The organism is Curvibacter sp. GW821-FHT01G03, from assembly GCF_059422285.1.
Window position 1 is genome coordinate 289,676 of the sequence record NZ_JBWKWP010000005.1, and the last position, 25,730, is coordinate 315,405.

At 65.1% G+C, this 25,730-nt stretch carries 15 protein-coding genes; 10 read left to right on the forward strand and 5 right to left on the reverse strand.

Annotated features, from left to right (window positions below; translation table 11 throughout):
* Positions 1–24 precede the first annotated feature (24 nt).
* From AC07VS_RS09170 to dinG, 3 genes are read left to right on the forward strand one after another with little or no spacing between them, the layout of a single operon-like run.
* On the forward strand, positions 25–840 hold the full coding sequence (locus AC07VS_RS09170) for a TatD family hydrolase (RefSeq protein WP_494750779.1): 816 nt from the start codon (positions 25–27) through the stop codon (positions 838–840).
* The gene (locus AC07VS_RS09175) at positions 837–1,520 is read left to right on the forward strand and encodes an ankyrin repeat domain-containing protein (protein ID WP_494750780.1); all 684 of its coding nucleotides are present in this window, start codon (positions 837–839) and stop codon (positions 1,518–1,520) included. The genes AC07VS_RS09170 and AC07VS_RS09175 overlap by 4 nt, the downstream gene beginning before the upstream one ends.
* Positions 1,517–3,655 (forward strand): ATP-dependent DNA helicase DinG, encoded by a 2,139-nt coding sequence (gene dinG / locus AC07VS_RS09180; RefSeq protein WP_494750781.1) that lies wholly within the window; start codon positions 1,517–1,519, stop codon positions 3,653–3,655. Before AC07VS_RS09175 ends, dinG begins: the two co-directional genes overlap by 4 nt.
* Positions 3,656–3,683: 28 nt before the next feature.
* On the opposite strand, the gene AC07VS_RS09185 is transcribed toward dinG, so the two are convergent.
* Entirely contained in the window at positions 3,684–5,903 is a 2,220-nt protein-coding gene (locus AC07VS_RS09185; RefSeq protein ID WP_494750782.1) for a putative bifunctional diguanylate cyclase/phosphodiesterase, read from the reverse strand.
* 1,649 nt (positions 5,904–7,552) lie between these two features.
* On the opposite strand from AC07VS_RS09185, the gene AC07VS_RS09190 reads away from it, so the two are divergent.
* The gene (locus tag AC07VS_RS09190) at positions 7,553–8,890 is read left to right on the forward strand and encodes an MFS transporter (RefSeq protein WP_494750783.1); all 1,338 of its coding nucleotides are present in this window, start codon (positions 7,553–7,555) and stop codon (positions 8,888–8,890) included.
* Positions 8,891–8,912: 22 nt separating this feature from the next.
* On the opposite strand, the gene AC07VS_RS09195 is transcribed toward AC07VS_RS09190, so the two are convergent.
* The gene (locus AC07VS_RS09195) at positions 8,913–9,236 is read right to left on the reverse strand and encodes a nucleotide pyrophosphohydrolase (protein ID WP_494656110.1); all 324 of its coding nucleotides are present in this window, start codon (positions 9,234–9,236) and stop codon (positions 8,913–8,915) included.
* Between the two features lie 239 nt (positions 9,237–9,475).
* On the opposite strand from AC07VS_RS09195, the gene AC07VS_RS09200 reads away from it, so the two are divergent.
* Together AC07VS_RS09200 and AC07VS_RS09205 are read left to right on the forward strand one after the other, a co-directional pair.
* The gene (locus tag AC07VS_RS09200; RefSeq protein ID WP_494750784.1) at positions 9,476–10,192 is read left to right on the forward strand and encodes a glutathione S-transferase N-terminal domain-containing protein; all 717 of its coding nucleotides are present in this window, start codon (positions 9,476–9,478) and stop codon (positions 10,190–10,192) included.
* A gap of 250 nt (positions 10,193–10,442) precedes the next feature.
* The gene (locus AC07VS_RS09205; protein WP_494750785.1) at positions 10,443–12,062 is read left to right on the forward strand and encodes a methyl-accepting chemotaxis protein; all 1,620 of its coding nucleotides are present in this window, start codon (positions 10,443–10,445) and stop codon (positions 12,060–12,062) included.
* A 71-nt stretch (positions 12,063–12,133) separates the two neighbouring features.
* Here AC07VS_RS09205 and AC07VS_RS09210 read toward each other — a convergent pair whose 3' ends face one another.
* The 3 genes from AC07VS_RS09210 to AC07VS_RS09220 form a co-directional block, all read right to left on the reverse strand.
* The gene (locus AC07VS_RS09210) at positions 12,134–14,332 is read right to left on the reverse strand and encodes a methyl-accepting chemotaxis protein (protein ID WP_494750786.1); all 2,199 of its coding nucleotides are present in this window, start codon (positions 14,330–14,332) and stop codon (positions 12,134–12,136) included.
* Positions 14,333–14,568: 236 nt separating this feature from the next.
* The gene (gene purL, locus AC07VS_RS09215) at positions 14,569–18,579 is read right to left on the reverse strand and encodes a phosphoribosylformylglycinamidine synthase (protein ID WP_494750824.1); all 4,011 of its coding nucleotides are present in this window, start codon (positions 18,577–18,579) and stop codon (positions 14,569–14,571) included.
* A 210-nt stretch (positions 18,580–18,789) separates the two neighbouring features.
* A complete protein-coding gene (locus AC07VS_RS09220) occupies positions 18,790–20,199 on the reverse strand; it encodes an aminotransferase-like domain-containing protein (protein WP_492345502.1) in 1,410 nt (469 codons plus the stop codon).
* 239 nt (positions 20,200–20,438) lie between these two features.
* Between AC07VS_RS09220 and AC07VS_RS09225 the strand changes: the two genes are divergently transcribed.
* The 4 genes from AC07VS_RS09225 to AC07VS_RS09240 all read left to right on the forward strand — a co-directional run bounded on the left by AC07VS_RS09225 (position 20,439) and on the right by AC07VS_RS09240 (position 25,708).
* A complete protein-coding gene (locus AC07VS_RS09225; RefSeq protein WP_494750787.1) occupies positions 20,439–22,064 on the forward strand; it encodes an ABC transporter substrate-binding protein in 1,626 nt (541 codons plus the stop codon).
* 108 nt (positions 22,065–22,172) lie between these two features.
* Positions 22,173–23,114, forward strand: coding sequence for an ABC transporter permease (locus AC07VS_RS09230; RefSeq protein WP_492345500.1), 942 nt, complete (start codon positions 22,173–22,175; stop codon positions 23,112–23,114).
* 21 nt (positions 23,115–23,135) lie between these two features.
* The gene (locus tag AC07VS_RS09235; RefSeq protein ID WP_492345499.1) at positions 23,136–24,008 is read left to right on the forward strand and encodes an ABC transporter permease; all 873 of its coding nucleotides are present in this window, start codon (positions 23,136–23,138) and stop codon (positions 24,006–24,008) included.
* A gap of 14 nt (positions 24,009–24,022) precedes the next feature.
* A complete protein-coding gene (locus tag AC07VS_RS09240) occupies positions 24,023–25,708 on the forward strand; it encodes a dipeptide ABC transporter ATP-binding protein (protein ID WP_492345498.1) in 1,686 nt (561 codons plus the stop codon).
* Positions 25,709–25,730 lie beyond the last annotated feature (22 nt).

Genomic DNA, 25,730 nt, shown 5'->3' on the forward strand with positions numbered 1-25,730 from the left:
GCGGGCCTTTCCGTTGAGTTTTTCATGTTTGTCGACTCCCACTGCCACCTGACTTTTCCTGAGCTGACCGCCGATTTGCCCGCCATCCGGCGTGCCATGGCCGATGCCCAGGTTGACCGAGCCCTTTGCATCTGCACCACGCTGGAGGAGTTTGAATCCGTCCATGCGCTGGCTCAGCAGCACGATAATTTCTGGTGCACGGTGGGCGTTCACCCCGACAACGAAGGGGTGCTGGAGCCCAGTCTGGATGACTTGCTGCAGCGTGCGGCATTGCCGCGGGTGGTGGGCATCGGTGAGACCGGCCTCGACTACTACCGGCTTGGCGAGCGAAGCGTGGCCGATATGGAGTGGCAGCGCGAGCGCTTTCGAACCCACATCCGCGCAGCGCAGGCCTGCGCCAAGCCGCTGGTGATCCACACCCGCAGCGCCTCCGACGACACCCTGGCCCTGTTGCGCGAGTTGGGTGAAGACGGGCGCGAAGGCGCCGCCGGCGGTGTATTCCACTGCTTCACCGAAAGCCTGCAGGTGGCCCGAGCCGCGCTGGACCTGGGCTTTTACATCTCGTTTTCCGGCATCCTGACCTTCAAGAGTGCCAGCGATCTGCGGGAAGTGGCCGGTTTTGTGCCGCTCGACCGCATGCTGATCGAAACCGACAGCCCCTATCTGGCCCCGGTACCCTACCGTGGCAAGACCAACAACCCCTCGTACGTGCCCCTTGTGGCGGCCCAGATCGCGCAACTGCGTGGCCTGAGCGCAGAGGCGGTGGGCGCACTGACCAGTGCGAACTTCGAGCGTCTGTTCCGTGGAGTGGTGAGCCAAGTCGCCGGGAGTGCCGCATGAAAACAAGCCGCCGCCAATGTCTGATTGCCCTGGGGACCAGCGCAGGCCTGGCTCTCATGAGCCTGCCGGCGCGTGCCGGGTCTTTTGAAGACTTCTTCACCGCCATCCGCCGCAACGATGCGAGCACCATCCAGGCCTTGATCCGGCGTGGTTTTGATCCCAACACGGTGGATGAAGCCGGCCAGCCCGGCCTGATGATGGCGGTGGACCTGCAGTCGATGCGTGCCGTCGAGGCCTTGTTGAGCGCGCCCAACATCGAGGCCGAAGTGCGCAACAAGAAGGGTGAAAGCGCGCTGATGCTGTGCGCCATCCGGGGTGATCTGCCCCTGGCCAAGCTGCTGATCGAGCACGACGCCGATGTCAACAAGACCGGCTGGACGCCTTTGCACTACGCGGCCTCCGGCACCTCTCAGAACCAGGTGGAGATGGTGCGCCTGCTGCTGGACAACGCTGCTTACATCGATGCCGCCTCGCCCAATGGCAGCACGCCGCTGATGATGGCGGCCATGTATGGGCGCAGCGATGTGCTCAAGGTGCTGATCGAGGAGGGGGCTGATGCCTCGCTGCGCAACGAGAAAGGCCTGACCGCCATCGACTTTGCGCAGCAAGTAGGCCGAAGTGCCAACGTGGAGGCCATTGCCGCGGCCTTGCGCGCCCGCCAGCCGCGGGGCACCTGGTGAGCGCAGAGACAACCCAGGCCACCGCTCTGGCCGCGTTTGACCATGTGGTGGCCGCTTCAACCGGTTTCAGAGCCCGCGCGGGCCAACGCGACATGGCCGAACTGGTGGCACAGACCTTCAGCACGCCCACCCTGGGCAAGTGTGAGGAAGAGCCCGAGCGCGCCTTTGCCGTGATCGAGGCAGGTACCGGCGTGGGCAAATCGATTGCCTATGCCGCCCCCGCCATTGCCGCCGCCCTGGCGCGCAAGACCCGCGTCATCATCTCGACCGCCACCGTGGCCTTGCAAGAGCAATTGGTGCACAAGGATCTGCCTTTGCTCAGCCAGTTGATGCCCGAGCCTTTCACCCACGCCCTGGCCAAGGGGCGCGGGCGCTACGTCTGCAAGTACAAGCTGATGCGTTGGGTCAACGGCGAAGGCGAGCCCGACCTGTTTGCCGACGAGTTGCCGGCCGGAAACGCCCCCAGTGCGTCCAGCAACGGGCGTGCACCCACCGAATACCAGCTTCACTTCTACCGCCAGATGGCCGCCGAATTGAAGGAGCGCCGTTGGGATGGCGATCGGGACACCCTGGCCGTTCCGCCCAGTCCAGAGATGTGGAGCCCGGTGGCGGCCGAGGCCAGCAGTTGCACGGCCAAGCATTGCCCCGACTATCAGGACTGCGTCTACTTTGACCAGCGCAAGGCCCTGGCGGCCTCGCAGGTGATTGTGGCCAACCACGACCTGTTGCTGGCCACACTGAACGGCAATACGCTGCCCGATCTGTCGGACTGTCTGCTGGTGCTGGACGAGGGCCACCACCTGCCCGCCGTGGCATTGAACCATTTTCAGGAAAGCACCGACCTGACCCGGCTGCGCTGGGTGGAGCAACTGGCCTTGCGCGCCCGCAAGACGGCTGAAATGCTGGACCTGGATGCGGCCGCCGAACTGACAGGGCAGGGCAGTGCGCTCAAGGTCCACCTCAACGAGGTGGCGCAGCAGGCGCTGGCCCTGTACCGGCCGCGGGGCTTGAGCGATGAACCCGTGGAGTTGCTGCCCATCGGGCCGCTGCCTGCGGTGCTGAGCAATCCGGTCAGCGAGGTGCTGACCCTTTCAGGTGCCATGCTCAAGCACCTGCAGGCCATCTCGGCGGCTTTGCGCACCCAGATGAAGGAACGCCCGGAAGATTCGCGAGAACTGGCCACCCACTACGTTCAGCTGGGGGTGTTGGCACCACGCCTGGAAGCCGTGCAGGCCTGGGCAGCACTGATGCTGCTGGAGACCGAAGTGCCCGCGGCGCGCTGGTTCACCTTTGGTCTGTATGGCGAGTTTCTGTCGATCACGGGCTCGGCCAGTCCCATCCTGCCCGCCAGTGCCCTGCGCCACAAGCTGTGGGCTAAGGCCCGTGGCGTGGTGATCACTTCGGCCACCTTGACCAGTTGCGGCAGCTTTGATTTCTTCCTCAACGAAACCGGCTTGCGCGGGCTGGACAACGTGAGTACCCGGGTGGTCAGCAGCCCCTTTGACTTCGCCAGGCAAGGGCATTTTGTGGCAGTCGATACGCCGGCCGACCCCAAACGTGCCGCCGAGTACAACCAGGCCATGTGCAAAGAGTTGATGGCGGACCTGGCCCAGGTGCAGGCTGGTGCGCTGGTGCTCTTCACCTCGCGCGACCAGATGCGCACCGCGGTCGACAGCCTCAGCGGCAGCCTGCGCAGCCGGGTGCTGGTGCAAAACGATCTGCCGCGGCAGACCCTGCTGCAGCGCCACCGCGAAAAGGTGGAGCGGGGCGACGCCTCCATCATCTTCGGCATGCAGTCTTTCGGTGAGGGCCTGGATCTGCCTGGGCCGCTGTGTGAAAGCGTCTTCATCTGCAAGCTGCCCTTTGCGCCGCCCTCCGATCCGGTCAGTTCGGCTCGATCCCAGTGGCTGCGTTCCAAGGGGCGTGATCCGTTCATGGAGCTGGTGGTGCCGGCGGTGAGCATCCGCCTGGCTCAGTGGGTGGGGCGTGCCATTCGCAGTGAAACCGATGAGGCCCATGTCTACTGCTACGACCGGCGCCTGATCAGCACCAGCTTTGGCCAGCGTCTGCTGGCCGGCCTGCCTCCGTTCAAGCGCCAAAAGCGCAACAACCAGGGGCAGGTGTTCGACCTTTGAGCCGGTCCTGCCCGGGGCAGGGCAGGGGTCAGGCCTGCAAGGCGGTGGCGCGGGCCTTCAACTGTTGCTCGAAATCTTCGATGGCTGAGGGGCGGCCAAACAAATAGCCCTGGTAGGCCATGCAACCCGATTGGCGCAAAAATTCAAACTGGGCCGCCGTTTCGACGCCCTCGGCGATCACCTCCAGGCCGAGGTTGCGGCCCATGGCAATGATGGTCTTGATCAGGGTGGCATCGTCGGTGTTGCCTGGCAGATCGGAGACGAAGCTGCGGTCGATCTTGAGCTCATCCAGCGGGAAATGCTTGAGCATCGACAGGGACGAGTAGCCGGTTCCGAAATCGTCGATGGACAGCGACAGCCCCAGGGCGTGCAAGGCCTGAAGCTTGGCAATCAGCTCCTGGCTTCGTCGCAGCATCAGACCTTCGGTCAGTTCCAGGCGCAACAACCCGGCCGGGCAGCCCGTTTCGTCCAGGCATCGGGCCACCGATTCGACGAAGTCGCTTCTCTCCACCTGGCGCGCGCTGACGTTGATCGACAGGCGCAGGTCCTGCATCCCGGCCTGCCCCTGCCAGGCATGCAGCTGCCGGCAGGCGGTCAGCAGAACCCATTCCCCGATCTCGCAGATCAGGTTGGACTCCTCGGCAATCGGCACAAAGTCGGCCGGCGACACCCAGCCCCGGTGCGGATGACGCCAGCGCAGCAACAACTCGGCCCCCAGCACTTCGGCTTGTCCATCCACTTGCACCTGGTAGTAGGGCACCAGCTCCGATTGGGCGATGGCATGGCGCAAGTCAGCCTCCAGATTCGCCCGCGCCTCCAGTTGCGGCTGCAGCGTCTGGTCGTAAAAGCAGACGGTGTTGCGTCCGGCCTGCTTGGCCTGGTACATGGCCATGTCTGCCCGCTTCAAGACTTCATTGACACTCAGTTCATGCGCCAGGAACAGACAGATGCCGAGGCTGGGCGAGGTCTGGTACTCGAAGCCCGAGATGTCGAAGGGCTTGTTCAGTTCGGTGATGATCTTTTGCGCCACCTGTCGGCAGCCCATCAAGGCCGTCTCCTGCTGCTCGCCAAGGCCCTCCAGCACCACCACAAACTCGTCACCCCCAAAGCGCGACACCGTGTCATGGCTGCGCATCATCTCTCGCAAGCGGGTGCCGACCTGTTTGAGCAGCAGGTCACCCGCAGAATGGCCCTTCATGTCATTGAGCGTTTTGAAGCGATCCAGGTCGAGAAACACCACGGCGCCATGGTCCTGCTGCCGTGCACTCAGGGCAAAGGCCTGTTCGATGCGGTCGAGTAGCAGGCGACGGTTGGGCAAACCGGTCAGCATGTCGTAATAGGCCAGTTGGTGCACTGCCTCGAGGTTTTTCTGGGCCTCGCTCTTGTCCACCACCAGCGCGGCCGCTGCAATGATTCGGCCGTCGATGTCTTTCAGCGGCGTGGCAAACCAATCGCAGATGATGATCTGGCCATCCTTGCGCAGGTTCTCACTCTGGTTGTTCTGGGCCAGGCCATTCGCAAACAGATGGCGCATGACATGCCTCACCCGCTCACGCTCCCAGGGGGGCATCAAAACGGTCAGGGGCTGGCCCAGCATCTCTTGGGCGGTGTAGCCAAACATCGATTCAGCGGCGGCATTCCAGACCGTCACTTTGAATTGGGTGTCGCATTCGATCACGCCCATTGGCGTTTGCTGGATGTGCAGCGCTTGGCGTTCGGCCATCTCATGGACCGCCTGTGAACGCTGATTGGCCACGATGCGCAGGCTGATGTTTTCACGCAAGTGGTGGGACATCGATGCACTGGACAAGCTGATGTAGACCATGAACAAGGCCAGCATCAGGGCCAGCGACACCGAAAAGGAACTGCCGTGGGTCAAAAAGCCAGGCAATGCCAGGAAATAGATGCCTGCACAGAACAGGCGACCACACGGGGGATCGATGAGGTAGGCCATGATGCCGCCGCTGGACACCCCGACCAAGATCACCACCAGAAAAGCCTGGCCCACCGTGTCGCCACCCGGGTAGAAGAACCATCCGGCCAGGCCCCACACCGAGCTACAGGCGGCCGTGGCCACCCGGTACGCCAGCAGCCAGCGTGCCATCGGTGTGTTTGAACTGGAACGGGTACGAAACTGCCAGGCCAGCATTTCACGGGCGCCGTAACTCAGCATCGTCACGCCTGCCCAGACCCACCACGGCACCCGTGCGGCGGCTCCGTGCTGCAGGGCCAGAACCGTGGCTGCCACCAAAAGAGCCACCAATGTGCTTCGCCGGGTCGACCCATACACCAGGGTCAAGACCTCAGCACTCAGCAAGTGCTTTTCCTGCGAGTTCAGGGGGGATGCGCTCTGGGCGTGAGGGAGATCTGAGGTCACAGTTCCTGCATTCCTTTGGTGCAGCATCCTTTGCCGTGGGTCACCCGATGCGCTTCAACGAAGCAGGCTGGCATGAAGTCCCCCTTATTTGTATCAATGGGCAATTGATCATAAGTGACCCATTGAAAAACCACCACGGCATTCTCCAGCGCCACAGCGAAGGCGTGTTGACTGGCGCATGCCTCAACTTTGGCACTCGTCACACCCTCGAACGCTGAGGGGCTTCGCGCACCGCGGCTTTGGCCCTGCCGGCGCCTCAATCAAGGTCGTAAGCGATAAGAGTATTTAATCATACATAGCATGTGTGATTACTCATCTTAAATTAAATAAAACACGATAAGCATCACTTATCGATGTCAATTTCCAGCGCACAGGAGATCCATTCGTTTCGAGAGCTTGCAGGGCGCCGGTGGTACCGCGTGTGGGCAGTGAGGGCGATCCTCTCTGCCGACGCCAATGGCTGCCCAGCTTGAGGATCAGTGCAATACCTGTGTTTTCGATGGAAAACTGGACGTGCTCGTGGGCACGCATGATCGCAAGCGTCCGCTGTGGTTGGACCGCTTGAACAAGGCACGCGGCAGGGTGTCTCTGCAGCGGATTCAGCGAGTCGATGGCCTACCTGGATGCCATATGAGCCCCCACATGAACGCCTGGGCGGAGGGCCGGTGAGGGGAGTGACGTCAAAGGCTTGTTTTGGGCTGGTTGGAACCTTTGTATGAGCCGGCCATTTCGGCACACCCCGCCACATGCCCGTCGGTTTCGCCCCGCCCACGAGCACGGCCAGTGGCAGGGCACACTGAACCCGGTGGCCGTCTGCGCCGAGATCGGCTATTGGCGACCTCTAGTACGAATCAGCGCGCACGGCCGGCGAGGCCAGTGCGGCGGCTTTCGCTCAAGATGCCTTGTTCGATCCCCCACAGGGGCTGGATGCCATGCGCCAGAGATGGCGTTGCACAGCCATACGGCACCAGGTGATGCTGGTCAGTGATGGTGTGGCCCGCTTCGAGTGCGAGTTCGTGTTTTGATCCTGCTGATGTCAGGGGGCATGGGAGATGCGCAACCCTTGGAGCAGTCCCGATGGGGTGTGGAATTCAATGCGGCAATCGAGGGCTCATTCTGCGTATTCGTTCTACACCTGATATTTGACATAATATACATTGTATAAAGTAGACGTAGCACGGCGCTGGGCCGTTCGGGCAACTCATTCAGCAGGTCTTTCAACGGACGGCTCCGCAGCCAGGCGCAGATGCAGACGGCTTGGCAACACCTGGCAGGCCTTGGCCTTTGGGCCAAAGCCGGGCCACCAGAAGCCCTGACTCCGATTCGGATCTAGGGTTAACCCTAAAATGGAGGCTTGGGCGGTGCAACGCAGCCCAATCTGTTCCAAGCGCAGGTCGCCATCGTGGTCTGCGTGCGTGTGGCCGTCCACCCCCAGGCCCCTGAACAGCTGAAATCCTGCCACACGACCTGCGGCCTTCGTCACGCATTGTCGCCACACCGGCGACCCATCCAGGCTTTTAATGACTTCCACTTCCGAGCGTGTGGCGCCACAGGCACCACACCGTCCCCTCAATCGCCATGACTACCAGACCCTCGCGCTGTCCGCGCTCGGGGGCACACTGGAGTTTTACGACTTTGTGATCTACGTCTTTTTTGCCACGGTGTTGGGTGGTCTGTTCTTTCCCGCCGACATGCCGGACTGGCTCCGCCAGTTGCAGACGTTTGGCATCTTTGCGGCGGGCTACCTGGCGCGACCGGTGGGCGGCATCGTGATTGCGCATTTTGGCGACAAGCTGGGCCGCAAACGCATGTTCACGCTGAGCATCTTCATGATGGCACTGCCCACGCTGGTGATCGGCCTGTTGCCCACCTATGCCTCGATTGGCGTCGCAGCGCCCTTGCTGCTGCTGGCCATGCGGGTTTTGCAGGGGGCTGCCATTGGCGGCGAAATGCCCGGCGCCTGGGTGTTTGTGGCCGAACACGTGCCGCGGCGCCATTACGGCCTGGGCATTGGTACGCTGACCTCGGGCATCACCGGCGGCATCTTGCTGGGTTCTCTGGTGGCCATCGGCATCAACAGCCATTACGAAGCCGCCGAGGTGCAGGGGTTTGCCTGGCGCATTCCGTTCATCCTGGGGGGCGTCTTCGGCATGGTGTCGGTGTACCTGCGACGCTTTCTCCAAGAGACCCCGATCTTCAAAGAACTGGCGCAACTGCGCCACATTGCCGAAGAACTGCCTGTGAAGACCGTGCTGCGTGAGCATCGTTGGGCCTGCGTGGTGGTGGCCTTGTTGACCTGGGTGCTCTCGGCCGCCATCGTGGTGGTGGTGCTGTTCACCCCAACCTACCTGCAAAAGACCCACCACATTCCGGTGACCCTGGCACTGCAGGCCAATGCCCTCGCTACCTTGATGCTGAGCGTGGGATGCATTCTGGTGGGCTGGGCCAGCGACCGCCTGGGCACGCGGGCTGTGATGCTGACAGGATTTGCTGGCTTGCTGATCAGCAGCTACCTGTTCTACACCGACCTGCCCGGAACGCCGGCTTCATTGCTGTGGCACTACGCCATCACCGGCCTGTTTGTGGGCACCATCGCCATCGTGCCCATCGTGGGGGTGCGGGCCTTTCCACCCCGGGTGCGATTCAGCGGCCTGTCATTTGCTTACAACATGGCCTATGCCGTGTTTGGTGGGCTGACGCCGATCATCATGACCACCTGGTTGCAAAAAGACGTGCTGGCACCGGCGCACTACGTGGGCGCCCTGTCGGTGCTTGGCTTCGTGCTGGGCCTGGTGCCGTTCGTGGCCCGGGGCCATGTCAGCCCTGCCCCGACGGCGGGCGCTCGCAAACCACGCTGAAATACCCCGCCCTGCCCCAGCTTCATGCAGGCGGCAGCGGCGGGTGCTTCTGGGCATTTTTGATCAATTTATCGGCCACCGCCTGTTCCAGGTCGACCCCGGTGTGGTCGGCCAGCTGCAGCAGGTACAACAGCACATCGGCCATTTCTTCGCCCAGATGCTGCTGTACATCGGGTGTTTCTCGGGTGCGCGCTGCTTCGTCGGGCGTCATCCACTGAAAGATCTCGGTCAGCTCGGCGGCCTCGACCATCAAGGCCATGGCCAGGTTTTTAGGGTTGTGAAAAGCCTGCCAGTGGCGATCGGCGGCAAACTGGCGCAACGTGGCCTGCAGGGCAGACAGATCCATCTTGAAGTCCTTGAGTGGTTTGGGCGCAGCAGCGGCCCGCCTCCGGATTTTCAGCGATGCGGGCGGGCATCCAGCAGGCTGGCCGGACTGGCACGTGCACGGTGTGGCGAACATGCCCCTGCCATGAACCGTGGCACCAACGTCGCCGCTTGCAGGCCCTGCGCGCACTGGTTCCAATGGCGGTTTATCCAACCAATGGCCGGCCCTGACCCGGGTCGCGCCCCAGCACCGGCAACGTCATGAGCACCCCCTCCTCCACCCTCTCCTCTTTTTCCATCACCCACAAATGGCCCGCACAACATCCCGATCGGCTTCAGCTGTATTCGCTGCCCACGCCCAACGGGGTCAAGGTGTCGATCATGCTGGAGGAGATCGGCCTGCCCTACGAAGCCCATCTGGTGAGCTTTCAGACCCAGGATCAGCTGTCGCCCGAATTTCTCTCGCTCAACCCCAACAACAAGATCCCGGCCATCCTGGACCCCCAAGGGCCGGGTGGCCAGCCCCTGGCCTTGTTCGAGTCGGGCGCCATCCTGGTCTACCTGGCCGAAAAGACAGGGCAGTTGCTGCCGGCCGACCCGGCGCGTCGATACCAGGTGCTGCAATGGCTGATGTTCCAGATGGGCGGCATCGGGCCCATGTTCGGCCAGTTGGGCTTCTTCCACAAGTTTGCGGGCAAGGACTATGAGGACAAGCGCCCGCGCGATCGCTATGTCGCCGAATCCCGGCGCCTGCTGGGGGTGCTGGAGCAGCAACTGCAAGGGCGCACCTGGATCATGGGCGAGGACTACAGCATTGCCGACATCGCCATCTGGCCATGGGTGCGCAATCTGTTCGGTTTCTACGAAGCGGGTGACCTGGTCGGTCAGGCTGATTTTGTGCAGGTGCAGCGGGTGTTGTCGTCCTTTGTGGCACGCCCGGCCGTGCAGCGGGGGCTGAACATTCCCGCGCGAGACTGAGGCAGCTGTGCTGCGGCCTTGATCTGATGAAAAGTCTTCTGGCTGTTGATTCAAGCCCTCACAAGTGACAGATTCGATCAGGCTTGACCGGGGTTTCTTGTTGAATATGCCGATTTTGCGGGAGCGATCTGTTTGCGAGCGGCCTGGGCGGTTTACATTTCAAGGCTGTCAGTGTCAAAGCGTCACCGTTGCGTTGTCGTGAACCACCCAGCCGCCGCCCCTGTGGTGAGTGGCCCCCATCGAGACTTTCATGCGAATCAATGAACCCGTCACACAGCGCGAGCATCTCTACCCACCCCGCATGACCCCGGTGTCGGTGACAGACACCAAGGGGCGCATCACCTATTGCAACCAGGACTTCATCGAACTGAGCGGCTACCCCAAAGAGGAATTGCTGGGCCAGCCCCACAATCTGGTGCGCCACCCTGACATGCCTGCCGAGGCGTTCCGCGACATGTGGGACACCGTGCAAGAAGGGCAACCCTGGACCGGTCTGGTCAAGAACCGGCGCAAGGACGGCGATCACTACTGGGTTCGCGCCAATGCCACTCCCATGCGCGATGGCCAACGCATCACAGGCTATCTTTCGGTTCGCACCGCCCCACGCCGCGAAGAGATTGAAGCTGCCGAAGCGCTGTACGCCGTGATGCGAGAAGAAGCCCGACAAGGCCACCTGCGGCATGTGCTGCGCCAAGGCGCTGTGCTGCGCACCGGTCTGGCAGGCCGTTGGCAACAGGTCATGCAAGGGCTCAGGCCCCTGCGCATGAGCGTGCTGTATGCCGCCGTGGCGGGTGTCACCTGGGCCAGCATCGCACTCGGTGCCCCTTCCGGCCTCACCGCAACGGCCGCTTTGGTGGCGGCATTGGTCGCGGGTTACCTCACCCATGCGTGGGCCGTGGCGCCCTTGCGCCAGATCATGAACGATGCCAACCGCCTGGCCTCCGGCGACCTGTCCGAAGAAATCAAGACCGGCGACTCCGGTCTGCTGGGGCAGTTGCAGCAAAGCCTGCATCAGTTGTCGGTCAATCTGCGCACGGTGGTGCGCGACGTGCGCCAACAGGTCGATTACCTGGGCGATGCCGTGCGTGAGGTGGCCGCGGGCAACCATGACCTGTCGACCCGCACGGAATCCCAGGCCGCCAGCCTGGAGAAGACCGCGGCCGCCATGGAGGAAATCAACAGCATGGTCAGCCAGAGTGCCGCTGCTGCGGCCCAGGGGGCGCACCTGGCCACCGAGACGTCCAATGTGACCGGACGCAGCAACGAGGCGGTTCAATCGGTGGCTCAGACGATGACGGGCATCACCGAGTCGTCGCACAAGATCGGTGAAATCATCCACTTGATCGAAGGGGTGGCATTTCAGACCAACATCCTGGCCCTGAACGCTGCCGTCGAGGCGGCCCGGGCTGGCGAGAGCGGGCGTGGTTTCGCCGTGGTGGCGTCCGAGGTACGGGCCCTGGCGCAACGCACGGCGGGTGCAGCCAAGGAGATTCGCCAACTGATCGTGGAGTCCTCCGAGCGCATCGACAGTGGCAGCCAGCAGACCCAGGCCGCCCGCGGGCGCATGGACGAGGCACTGGCCGCGGTGGGCAAGGTCAGCATGGTGTTGCACGAAATCAGTCACTCAGCCGCCGAGCAGCAGGGGGGCATCTCTCAGATCAACTCGGCGGTGGCCGACATGGACTCGATCACCCAGCAGAATGCGGCCCTGGTCGAGCAACTGGCGGCGGCAGCCAAGGCATTGCACCTTGAGGTCGATGAGGTCAGCCACTCGATGCGCCTGTTCCGCCTCGCTCACGGTGAAGCCTCGATCGCCGATCTGGATGCTGTGGCCTTGCGCCGAGAGATGAAACAGTTGCCGGCCGCCTGAGCCGGTACCTCGGCGCCCACGTCAGCGGGCTCGCCGGGCAGGCGCGGTCAATCGCCCCTGCCCTGCCCGGTTCAGAAGCTTTCCCAATCGCTCTCGGTAGCGCCGCCACTGCCGCCGCTGCCGGTGGTGCCGGTCCCGCGGCGCACCTCTGAGCCCGAGCCGATCGCGGCCTGTGCGGCTCTGCGCTCAGCCCCACCCGCCGCCAGTTTCAGCGCTGGCCGGGCAGCGTACGGAGTCTGCCTGGGCTGCACAGACGCAGCAGGTTCGGCACGAGCCACTGTGCGCCATGATGGCGCGCCCTCATCCACCTTGAACAGCGACACCGAGCGCACCAGTTCATCGGCCTGATGGCGCAGGCTGCTGGCGGCAGCGGCCATCTCCTCGACGAGGGCTGCGTTCTGCTGGGTGGCGTGGTCCATCTGCGTCACGGCCTCGCCCACCTGGGCTACGCCAGCGCTTTGCTCGCCGCTGGCAGTGCTGATTTCGCTCACCACGTCGCTGACGCGCTGGATCGCCTCCACCACCTCCTGCATGGTGTGGCCGGCCTGATCGACCAGGTCGCTGCCCATTTCAACCCGCTCGACGCTGTCGCTGATCAGCGACTTGATCTCCTTGGCGGCCTCGGCGCTGCGCTGGGCCAGGCTGCGCACCTCGCTGGCCACCACGGCAAAGCCGCGCCCTTGTTCACCCGCGCGGGCCGCTTCGACGGCGGCATTCAGGGCCAGGATGTTGGTTTGAAAGGCGATCCCGTCGATCACGCCGATGATGTCGGCGATGCGGCGCGAGCTGTCGTTGATGCCACGCATGGTGTTCACGACCTCCCCCACCACCTCGCCACCGCGGGTTGCCACCGTGCTGGCCGTCACCGCCAACTGACTGGCCGTGCGGGCATGTTCGGCGTTCTGGCGTACCGTCGAGCCCAGCTCCTCCATCGAGGCCGCGGTCTGCTCCAGGGCGCTGGCCTGGCTTTCGGTGCGCCCGCTCAGGTCCTGGTTGCCCTGGGCGATTTCGGCGCTGGCCGTGGCCACGCTTTGCGAGTTCTCGCGCACCGAGCGAACCACGCCAGCCAAGCCCTGGCTGATGCGGTTGATGGACTCCTGCAGACGCCCGACTTCGTCGTGCCGATTCACCTGCAGGGCCACCGTCAGATCGCCCTGGGCAATCTGGTCGGCCGCATGGCCTACTGCGACCAGGGGCTGGACGACCAGCTTGCGGAACAGCAGCCACCAGGCCACCGAGATCAGCAGCACGATCACCGCCCCCAGCAGGGCGTACAGATTGCGCAGGTGCACCACGCCGGCTGAGTATTCCTCGGCATAGGTGCCGCCGGCAATCACCCAGTCCCACTCCTTGAAGTAGGTGAAGGAGATGACTTTTTCTCGGCCCCTGGTTTCGCCCAGCTCCGCATTGATCCAGGGGTAGCGCAGCACACCCGTCTTGCGCTCCAGCATCTCGCGCACGAAGTTGTGGCCGTCGGCATCCTTGGAGTCGAGCATGTTCTTGCCTTCTTTGGCCGGATGGATCACCAGGTTGCCGTAGTTCGGCCCCTGGCGGGCATCCAGCACATAGAAATAGCCGGTCTCGCCAATCTTCAGCTCGCGGACGGTCTTCTTGAGGATGGCCAGGTACTCGGTGAACTCCTGGGCCACCAGGCTCAGGCCCACCACCTTGCCAGCGGTGTCTTTGAGGGGGTCGTAGCGCGTCATGTACTGACGCCCGAACAGTGACACCAGGCCCACGAAAGGCTGGCCTTGCAAGGCCAGGGCATAGGCCGGGTGCTGGCGGTCCAGTGCGGTGCCGTTGGCGCGCTGGCCCTGTTCGGTCTTGAGAGAGGTGGTGATGCGCACAAAATCGTCGCCGGTGCGCACAAACACCGTGGTCGAACTCTTGGTGAGTTGAGAAAACTCGTCCACCACACTGTTGTCCAGATTGACCTGCCGCCCATGCAGCAGCATCACAGGCACCTGCTTGCCGCCCATGTCGACCGTTTCGCCACTCAGGCTCACCTGTCCATTCAGGCGGGCATTGAAGGCCAAAGCCAGGGCCGAGGTCCGCAGCCGCAAATCGTCGTCGGTGGCCTTGATCAGGTGCACCAGCAACTGGGTCTTGTCGCTCACCTCCTGGGTGGCCTGCTCTTCGGTGGCCCGAGAGACGGACCACGTGATGGCCGCAATCAAGGCCGTCAGAACCACCAGTACCAGCAGGAAATTGCTCAGGGACAATTGGGTTCCCAGGCTCAGATCACGCCACCGGGCTCGGCTTCCATTCATCACGACACTCCATCTTGCGGGCCGGGCGCTCAGTTTGAAGACCCCAGATGGGCTGACCTCCGGCAAAAAGTTACAAAAAGAAACTTCAATTCGGCGAGAGTGTGTCTCATTTCTGATGCCGCAGGCTTGATGCGCATCAAGTCTGATGACGCCCGGCCAACGAAAAGGCCCGGCAGCGCAACGCGGCCAGGCCTTTTCGAACAGCGGCGAGCCCTGTGCAGCTCAGCCGGTGGGCATCAACCCACCCACTTGCGGGCGTTGCGCCAAATGCGCATCCAGGGGCTGAACTCGGATTTGTCGCCCGAAGTCCAGCTCATCTGCACATTGCGGAACACGCGCTCGGGGTGCGGCATCATGGCCGTGAAGCGGCCGTCGGCCGTGGTCACGGCGGTCAGGCCTTGCGGGCTGCCATTGGGGTTGAAGGGATAGGCCTCGGTGGCCGCACCAAAGTGGTCCACAAAGCGCATGGCCGCGATCGCCTCGGCCGGCTTGCCCCGGTACTTGAAGTTGGCATAGCCCTCGCCGTGCGCCACCGCGATCGGCAGGCGGCTGCCGGCCATGCCTTGCAGGAACAGGCTGGGCGATTCCAGCACCTCCACCATGGACAGGCGGGCCTCAAAGCGCTCGCTCTGGTTGGTGGTGAAGCGCGGCCAGGCCTCGGCGCCCGGGATGATGTCGGCCAGTTCGGCAAACATCTGGCAGCCGTTGCACACGCCCAGGCCGAAGGTGTCGCTGCGGCCGAAGAAACCCTTGAACTGCTCGGCCAGCACCGGGTTGAAGGTGATCGAGCGGGCCCAGCCGATGCCGGCCCCCAGGGTGTCGCCGTAGCTGAAGCCGCCGCAGGCCACCACGCCCTTGAAGTCGCTCAACTGGGCTCGGCCACTTTGCAGGTCGGTCATGTGCACGTCGTAAGCCTCGAAGCCGGCCTCGGTGAAGGCATAGGCCATTTCGACGTGCGAGTTCACGCCCTGCTCGCGCAGGATGGCCACCTTGGGCCGGCTCAGGTTCAGGAACGGGGCCGCCACGTTGTCGGCCGGGTCAAAGCTCAGGCTGACGTGGGCGCCCGGGTCGCTGGGCGCGCCGGCGGCGGCATGTTCTGCGTCGGCACAGGCCGGGTTGTCACGGCGCTGGCAGATCTTCCAGCTCACCGCATCCCAGACCTGGTGCAGGTCCGACAGGCTGGCACTGAACACGTTCTTGGTGTCGCGCCAGACCTGGATCTCGCCCTTGCCCACGTCCAGTGCGGCACCGGCGGGGCGGGTCTTGCCGATGAAGTGGCTGTGCTTGCTCAAACCATGCTCGCGCAGGGTCTGCATGACCTCGTTGCGCTCGGTGGTGCGCACCTGCAGCACCACGCCCAGTTCCTCACTGAACAAGGCCTTCAGGGTGAGCTCTTCACGGCGGGCACTGACTTGCTGCGCCCAGTTCTTGCTGTCGCCGTACTCGGCACGGCTGTCACTGATGCCGTCGCCTTCGGTGACCAGCATGTCCACGTTCAGGGCCACGCCCACATGGCCGGCAAAGGCCATTTCGCAGACGCTGGCGAACAGGCCGCCATCGCTGCGATCGTGGTAGGCCAGGATCTTGCCCTGGGCACGCAAGGCGTTGACCGCATTGACCAGGTTCTTCAGGTCTTGCGCATCGTCCACATCGGGCACCGAATCACCCACCTGGTTCAGCACCTGGGCCAGAATCGAGCCGCCCATGCGGTTTTGGCCTTTGCCCAGATCGATCAGCACCAGGGTGCTGTCGTCCACGCTGGCATCGAGCTGCGGCGTCAGCGTGCCACGCACGTCAGCCAGGCTGGCGAAGGCGCTCACGATCAGGCTGACCGGCGAGGTCACCTTTTTGGCTTGGCCCGATTCGTCCTTCCACTGCGTGCGCATGGACAGGCTGTCCTTGCCCACCGGGATCGAAATGCCCAGGGCCGGGCACAGATCCATGCCCACGGCCTTCACGGTTTCGTACAGGGCGGCATCTTCACCGGTCTCGCCACACGCGGCCATCCAGTTGGCCGACAGTTTCACGCGGGGCAGCTCGATGGGCGCGGCCAGCAGGTTGGTGATGGCCTCGGCCACCGCCATGCGGCCCGAGGCTGGGGCATCGAGCGCGGCCAGCGGGGTGCGCTCGCCCATGCTCATGGCCTCGCCGGCAAAGCCCTTGTAATCAGCCAGGGTGACCGCGCAGTCGGCCACCGGCACCTGCCAGGGCCCCACCATCTGGTCGCGGTGGCTCATGCCCCCCACGGTGCGGTCGCCAATGGTGATCAAAAAGCGCTTGCTGGCCACGGTCGGGTGGGCCAACACTTCGATGGCGGCCTGCTGCAGACTCACGCCGGTCAGGTCCACCGGCTTGAACTGGCGCGCCACGGTCTTCACGTCGCGGTGCATCTTGGGCGGCTTGCCCAGCAGCACATTCATCGGCATATCGACCGGGGTCGCTTGGCCCTCGTCCGCCAAAACCAGCTGGCGTTCCTCGGTGGCGACACCCACCACCGCAAACGGGCAACGCTCGCGCTCGCAGAAGGCCTTGAACTGGCCCAGCGACTCGGGGGCGATGGCCAGCACGTAACGCTCCTGGCTTTCGTTGCTCCAGATCTCCTTGGGGGCCAGGCCCGACTCCTCGAGCGGCACCTTGCGCAGGTCGAAGCGCGCACCGCGGCCGGCGTCGTTGGTCAATTCGGGGAAGGCATTCGACAGGCCGCCAGCGCCCACATCGTGGATGGCCAGGATCGGGTTGCCCGCGCCCTGAGCCCAGCAATGGTTGATCACCTCTTGCGCCCGGCGTTCAATCTCGGGGTTGCCGCGCTGCACCGAGTCAAAGTCGAGCTCGGCCGCGTTGGCGCCGGTGGCCATCGAGCTGGCGGCACCACCGCCCATGCCGATGCGCATGCCCGGGCCGCCCAACTGGATCAACAGCGTGCCGGCCGGGAACTCGATCTTCTTCGTCAGGTCGGCGTCGATCACGCCCAGACCGCCCGCAATCATGATGGGCTTGTGGTAGCCGCGGCGGATGCTGTCCACGTCCGACTCAATGGTCTGCTCGTATTCGCGGAAGTAGCCCACCAGGTTCGGGCGGCCGAACTCGTTGTTGAAGGCGGCGCCCCCCAGGGGGCCTTCCACCATGATCTGCAGCGGGCTGGCGATGTGCTCGGGCTTGCCGAACTCGGTGCTCTGCGTCTCGTCGAACACCAGGCGCGACACGGTGAAGCCGGTCATGCCGGCCTTGGGCTTGGAGCCCCGGCCGGTGGCACCTTCGTCGCGGATCTCGCCGCCCGCGCCGGTCGAGGCGCCCGGGAAAGGCGAAATTGCAGTTGGGTGGTTGTGGGTTTCCACCTTCATCAGCACGTGGTGGGTGGCTTCGCTCTTGGCATAGGCCACCGACTGGCCCTGGGCCGAGGCGGCATTGAAACGCTCCACCGCATGGCCCTCCATCACCGAGGCGTTGTCCGAATAGGCAATCACGGTGTGCTGCGGGGCCAACTGGTGCGTGTTGCGGATCATGCCGAACATGCTTTTGTCTTGCGCCACGCCGTCAATGGTGAACTGGGCGTTGAAGATCTTGTGCCGGCAGTGCTCGCTGTTCGCCTGGGCGAACATCATCAACTCCACATCGGTGGGGTTGCGTTGCAAGCCGGTGAAGGCGGCCACCAGGTAGTCGATCTCGTCGTCGGCCAGGGCCAGACCGAACTGGGTGTTGGCCGTTTCCAGCGCGGCACGGCCGCCGCCCAGCACATCCACGTACGCCATGGCCTGGGCCTGCAGCTCGGTGAACAGGCCGGCGGCCTGGGCCCGCTCGAACATCACCGATTCGGTCATGCGGTCGTGCAGCAGCGCCGCCACGGCCCCGCGCTGCTCATCGCTCAGCGTGGCCTTGCCCAGCAAGGGCTGCTTCAGGGTGATCACGTACTCGGTCACGCGCTCGACGCGTTTCAAGGCCAGGCCGCAGTTGTGGGCGATGTCGGTGGCCTTGGAGGCCCAGGGCGACACAGTGCCGAAACGCGGGCTGACCAGCAGCAGTTCGCCCTCGGTGGGGCCGGCGTAGGGGTCGCCGTAGGTCAGCAGGGCCGCCAGGCGCTCGCGGGTGGCCGCGTCGGGCTGCTGTTCGGAGGCCACCAGGTGCACAAAACGCGCAGCGATGCCGGAGATGCGGTCGTGGATGACTTGCAGCCGGGGCAGCAGTTGCTGAACCCGGAAAGCGCTCAAGGCGTTGCCGCCTTCAAAGGTGCTGATGTGCAGGTGGTGCATCGTGGGCGAGGGGTGCGAGGTCACTTGGGCGGCCTGTTTGGGTGGAGCTGCAGGGGCTGGGGGCAGAACGGCCGGTCGCTGAATGGGACCGGCCCGCCCTGACCCGAGCGGTGCGTGGAAAACCCGGCATTTTAGCGTGTGGGCGGCCAACCCACCCGATCAGGCGGTCGCTGCGCCCTCTTCCCCTCCCCGGCCTGCACGCCAGCCCCTTCAGCGGCGCACAGCACGCTTCACCTCCTGGCTCAGGAAGCGGTACAGCCTGGGGTCGTGGGCATAGGCCACATTGAAGCGCAGCCACGGCGTGGGTTTGAGATCGGGCCGGAACAGGTTGCCGGGGGCCAGCATCAGCCCTTCGGCCACGGCGCGCTGTGCCACGGCCTGCACATCCACCCCATCGTGTCCCAGGCCGGCCCACACAAACGGCCCGCCCTGGGGGCGGGTGAACAGCACCATGCCAGCCGCCTCAAGGCCGTCACACACCTGCCGCTGGGCCTGCGCGAGGCGCTCGCCCAGGCGCGCCAGATGGCTGCGGTAATGCCCGTCCACCAGCACGGTGTGCACCAGCTTCTCGGTCAGTTCAGAGCTCGTCAGACTGCCCAGCATCTTCTGGTAGACTAGTTTTTCGGCCAGGTCTTCACTCACCGCCGCAAAGCCCACCCGCAGGCTGGGGGTGATGGTCTTGGAGAAGCTGCCCACATAAGACACCCGGCCCAGCGGCGCCAGGGCGGCCAGATTGACCGAACCGGGGGGTTCCAGGCCGGCCATCACCTCGTTTTCCACCACATGAAAATCGTGCTGCTCGGCCAACTTCAGCACCTGAGCCGCCACGGTGGGCGAGCATTGGCTCCCGGTGGGGTTGTGCAACGTGGTCGTGGTGAAAAAGGCTTTGGGCCGGTGCCGCTGGGCCAGGGTGGCCAGCGCCTGCACGTCGGGACCGTCCAGCCGGCGCTCCACCCCGATCAGCCTCAGGTCCATGGCCCGCAGCGCGGCAAAGAAGTTGGTGGCCCCCGGCGAATCGACCAACACCGTGTCGCGCGGCCGCAGCAGGCAGCGCCCCAGCAGCGCCAGGGCCTGGGTGGCGCCATGGGTCAGCACCAGTTGATGCGGGTTGGCCTGCACCCCCCGGGCCGCCAACTGGGTCTGGATCTGTTGCCGCAGCGGCAGGTAGCCATGTGCCGTGCCGTAATGGGCCAGCCCGGCGGGGCTCTTGCGCGCCAGGCTGGCCAGCGCCTGGCGCACGCCCTCCAGGTGCAGCCAATCCGGGGGCAACCATCCGCATCCGGCGTTGAGCAAGGCGCTGTCGTCTTCGAACACGCGCTGGATCAGCCACAGCGAATCCACCTGGGTACGGCCCACAAAGGGGCGATGGCGGGGCTGCGCCTTGGCCGGCGCCGCCACGTAGTAGCCGCTGCCGCGACGGGCCTCCACATAGGCTTCGGCCACCAGGCGCTGGTAGGCATGGGTGACGGTCATGGTGCTGATGCCCTGCTCGCGCGCCAGGCCTCGCACCGAGGGCAGGCGCGTGCCCGGGCGCAGGCTGCCCTTGTCGATGAGGGCGGCCATCGCCTCGAACACCTGGCGCACCAGCGGCGTGGCGCTGTCGGACTGCAAGGTGATCATCGTGGTGCACCCTGGTACAGCCCAGCCGCGCGTGCCTGAAAACGGTGCGCCAAAGGTCTGCTGCTGGGGCGTGCGGGCGCGCTTCGTGTGCGTACTGTGCTGATCTTCATGGCCCCAACTGTACATAGTCAATTGGTATCGGACGTGACTAAATACCCCCATCGCTGATGACGACCCTGCGCAGAGTGCCCAGGCCCCAGCGCCGCCCGTCCCCCTTGCCACCGAACAGGAACCTGTCCATGCCCCTGCCACTGCACAAAGCCTTGTCCGAACGTTCCTTCAACAGCGCCCGTCGCCGCCAATGGGCCGCCGGCCTGCTGCTGGGCCTGGCCGCCGCCGGCACCCACCTGGGTGCCCTGGCCGACACCAAGACGCTGCGCATCATTCCGCACTCGAACGTCACGGTGCTCGACCCGATCTGGACCACCGCCTACATCTCGCGCAACTTCGGCTACATGATCTATGACACCCTGTTCGGCACCGACCTGGATGGGCGCATCAAGCCGCAGATGGTCGAGAAATGGAGCGTGTCCAAGGACAACAAGACCTGGACTTTCAAGCTGCGCGACGGCCTGGAGTTCCACGACGGCAAGACCGTCACCAGCGAAGACGTGGTGGCCTCGCTGACCCGCTGGGCCAGCCGCGACACGATGGGCGGCCAGTTGGCCAAGGCCCTGGACCACTACGAGACCCCCGACGCCAAGACCTTTGTGCTGGTGCTCAAGGAGCCCTTCGGCCTGGTGCTCGAAGCCCTGGGCAAGCCCTCAGCCAACGTGCCGTTCATCATGCCCAAGCGTGTGGCCGACACCCCGGGCGACACCCAGATCAAGGAGACCATCGGCTCTGGCCCCTACACTTTCAAGGCCGACGAGTACCGCCCTGGCGAAAAAGTCGTGTTTCTGAAGAACGCCCGTTACAAGCCCCGCGCCGAAGCCCCTTCGGGCACCACCGGCGGCAAGAACGTGTATGTCGACCGGGTCGAGTGGGTGATCGTGCGCGATGCCCAGACCCAGATGAACGCCCTGATCAACGGCGAGGTCGACATCCTGGAGCAACCGGCTTTCGAACAATACGCCACCTTGCGCAGCAACCCTGACCTGACCCTGGTCGATGCGCAACCTGCAGGCAACCAGTTCATCTTCCGCTTCAACTTTCTGCACGCGCCCTTCAACAACGAGAAGATCCGCCGCGCCGCCATGCTGGCCATGGGGCAAGAAGCCTTCCTCAAGACCCAGGTGGGCGCCCCCGGCATGTCACGCTATTGCAAGAGCATGTTCCCCTGCGGCACGCCGTTTGAATCCGATGCCACCGGTGAGTACACCGGCATCGCCAACCCGGCCAAGGCCAAGGCCTTGCTGGCCGAGGCCGGTTACAAGGGTGAGCCGGTGGTGCTGATGCGCCCCACCGACCTGGGTGCCATTGCCAAGCTGCCCCTGGTGGCCAAGCAGCAGCTCGAGCAGGCCGGCTTCAAGGTCGACCTGCAGACCATGGACTGGCAGACCCTGGTCGCCCGTCGCGCCAAGAAAGACCTGCCCAGCGCGGGCGGCTGGAACGCCTTCATGACCTCCTGGACCGCCTCCGACATCCTCAACCCGCTGACCATGGCCATGATGAATGCCGCTGGCGACAAGGGCTGGTTCGGCTGGCAGGACGACCCCGAGCTGCAGAAGATCAAGCTGCAGTTCTCGCAGGCCAGCACCGACGCCGACAAAAAGAAGCTGGCCCAGGCCGCCCAGTTGCGCGCCTTCGAGACCGTGACCCACGTGCCCGTGGGCCAGTACAGCCAACCTGCCGCCGTGCGCAAGGGCATCACCGGCCTGGTGCCGGCCGGCGCCCAGGTGTACTGGAACATCAAGAAGCCCTGAGCCGGGCCCCGCTCGCCCGCCAGCTTGCCTGCCCGACAGGCCCGGCCTGCGCCTTGCCTGCAAGGGGCGCGGCCGGCGCCGGGGCGACTGTTTTCCGGAGATTTCCTGATGCTTTCATTTTTGGCCAAACGACTGCTGGCCACCCTGCCGGTGTTGCTGGTGGTGGCCGTGGCGGTCTTCATGATCGTGCGCCTCACGCCGGGCGACCCGGCCGCCGTGATCGGAGGCAACAGCGCCACCAGCGAAGACCTGGACCGCATCCGCACCCAACTCGGCCTGACCCAGCCGCTGTGGCAGCAGTTCCGCCTGTGGGGCGGAGCCGTGCTGCAAGGCGACCTGGGCCACTCTTTCTTCATGAACAAGCCCGTGGTCGAGCTGATTGCCCAGCGCATGGAGCCCACCCTGTCGTTGGCCGCCGGCACCTTGCTGCTGGCCATCGTGCTGGCCCTGCCCCTGGGCACCCTGGCGGCCTGGCGCATGGGCAGTTGGCTGGACAAGGCCGTCATGGCGTTCTCGGTGGCCGGCTTCTCGGTGCCGGTGTTCGTGGTGGGCTATGTGCTGATCTATGTGATGGCGCTGCAACTGCACTGGTTTCCGGTGCAGGGCTACCGGCGGCTGGAGTCCGGCCTCTGGCCCTGGCTGCACCAGCTGATCCTGCCTTGCCTGACCCTGTCGGTCACCTATGTGGCCCTGCTGGCCCGGGTGACCCGGGCCGCGGTCAGCGAGGCCCTCACCGAGGACTACATCCGCACCGCCCGGGCCAAGGGCATCACCGAGTTGGCCGTGTTGACCCACCACGCGCTGCGCAACGCCGCCGTGCCGGTGGTCACCGTGATCGGCGTCAGTGCCGCCCTGCTGCTGGGCGGCGTGGTGGTGACCGAGACGGTGTACGCCATCCCCGGCCTGGGTCAGCTCACGGTGGACGCCGTGCTGAACCGCGACTTTCCGGTGCTGCAGGGGGTGGTGCTGTTCTTTGCCCTGGCCTATGTGCTGATCAACCTCCTGGTCGACCTGAGCTACCTGTTCCTCGACCCGCGCATCCGTTACTGACCCTCCTTCCCCGGATCTCCCATGAGCAACTGGAAAAAACTCTGGCGCAACAGCGCCGTGCGCCTGGGCTGCGCGGTGTTGGCCGCCTTGCTGCTGCTGGCTGTGCTGGCCCCGTGGCTGGGCACTTTCGACCCCTCGGCCATGGACCCCAGCTTCATCTCGGTGCCTGCCGGCACCCATGGCGAAGTCACCCTGCCCGACGGCCAGACCCTGCAGCATGTGTTCTGGATGGGCAGCGACAACTTTGGCCGCGACATCTGGAGCCGCGTGCTCTTCGGCACCCGCGTTTCGCTGGGTGTGGGGCTGTGCACCGCTGTGCTCGCCATCACCGGTGGCTGCCTGCTGGGCATGCTGGCGGGCTACTTCCGGCCCGTGGATGCGGTGGTGATGCGCCTGGTGGACGGCATGATGGCCATCCCCGCCGTGCTGGTCGCGATCACCCTGGTGGCCATGCTCGGGGCCAGCCTGCCCACCGTGATCCTGGCCATTGCCGTGCCCGAAATCCCACGGGTGACCCGGTTGGTGCGCGCCCTGGTGATGGGCCTGCGTGACGAGCCCTTTGTCGAGGCGGCGCGGGCCCTGGCCTCGTCCAACCTCACCATCCTGTGGCGCGACATCCTGCCCAATGCGCTGGCCCCGCTGATCGTGCAGGGCACCTTCATTGCGGCTTCCGCGGTGCTGACCGAGGCCATCCTGAGCTTTCTGGGCCTGGGGCTGCCGGCCGACGTGCCCACCTGGGGCAACATCATGGCCGAAGGGCGGGTGCAGTTTGCCCAGAGCCCGGGCAATGTGATGTTTCCGGCGCTGTTCCTGGTGCCCACCGTGCTGGCCATCAACCTGCTGGGCGACGGCCTGCGCGACGTGCTGGACCCCAAGTTCTCCAAGCGAGCCTGAGCGAGCCCCCTGCCATGAACACCTTGACCTCCCCCACCCCCGTCTTCCTGGATTCGGCACCGCCCCCGGTGCCCCGGCCCGCCGAAGTGATCCTCGATGTGCAGGGCCTGCAGGTGGCCCTGCCGGCCGACGCCGACCGCCCTTTTGCGATTGAGCACCTGGACGTGCGCATCGAAGCCGGCCAGACCCTGTGCATCGTCGGCGAGTCGGGCTCGGGCAAATCCGTGCTGGCCACCACGGTGATGGGCCTGCTGGCCAAAGGCCTGTGCGCCACCCAGGGCCAGATCCGCCTGGCCGGCGAAACCCTGATGGACCAGGCCCGACTGGCCCCCGAATCACGCCTGCGCGCCTGGCGCGGCACCCGCATGGGCATGGTGTTCCAGGAGCCCATGACCGCGCTCAACCCCGTGCACAGCTGCGGCGAGCAGGTGGATGAGCTGCTGCGCACCCACACCCAGTGGCCCGCGCACGAGCGCAAGGCCCACATCCTGGCCATCTTTGACCGGGTGCGCCTGCCCGACCCCAAGCGCATCTACGACAGCTACCCGCACCAGCTCTCGGGCGGCCAACGCCAGCGCATCGTGATCGCCATGGCCATCATCCTGAAGCCCCGGCTGTTGATCTGCGACGAGCCCACCACGGCCCTGGACGTGACCACCCAGGCCGAGATCCTGCGCCTGATCGCCGAGCTGCAAGTGGAACAACGCTCGGCCGTGCTCTTCATCACCCACGACATGGGCGTGGTGGCCGAGATCGCCGACCAGGTGATGGTGATGCACCGCGGCCGCGTGGTCGAGCAAGGCCCGGCCGAGCAGGTGCTGCAGGCACCGCGCGAAGCCTACACCCGCATGCTGCTGGACGCCGTGCCCGGCATGACCCCGCCCCCCCCGCGCGAACTGCCCGGTGGGCGTGCCCTGCTCAGCGCCACCGGCGTGGGCAAGACCTATGTGCGCCGTGACTGGCTGGGCCGGGCCAAGCCCAACACCGCGCTGCGCGATGCCAGCGTGGCCGTGCATCGGGGCGAGACCGTGGGCGTGGTGGGCGAGTCGGGTTCGGGCAAATCCACCTTTGCCCGCTGCATGATCCGCCTGATCGACCCCAGCGAAGGCAGCATTCTGTGGGGCGAGACCCCGGTGCAGGGCCTGCCCGAGGGGCGGCTGCGCCCCCTGCGATCGCGGGTGCAGGTGGTGTTTCAAGACCCCAACCGCTCGCTGAACCCGCGCCGCACCGTGGGCTCGTCGCTGATGGAGGGGGCGATGAATTTCGGCATGGGCGAGCGCCAGGCCCGCCAGACCGCCGAAGAGCTGATGGACCGCATCCAGTTGCCCCGCACCGCGCTTGACCGCTACCCACACCAGTTCTCGGGCGGACAGCGGCAGCGCCTGGCCATTGCCCGCGCCGTGGCCTGCCAGCCCCAGGTGCTGGTGGCCGACGAGGCCGTGTCGGCCCTGGACGTGTCGGTGCAGGCCCAGATCCTGTCCCTGCTGCGTGAAATCCAGGCCGACCTGGGCCTGGGCATCCTGTTCATCACCCACGACCTGCGGGTGGCGGCCCAACTGTGCGACCGCGTGATCGTGATGAGCCAGGGCGAGATCGTCGAGCAAGGCCCCACAGCCCAGGTGTTCCAGCAGCCCGCCCACGACTACACCCGCCGCCTGCTGGCCGCCGCCCCCCGGGCCGAGCTGGCCCGCCGGGGCTGAATCCCTCCGCCCGACAGGACCC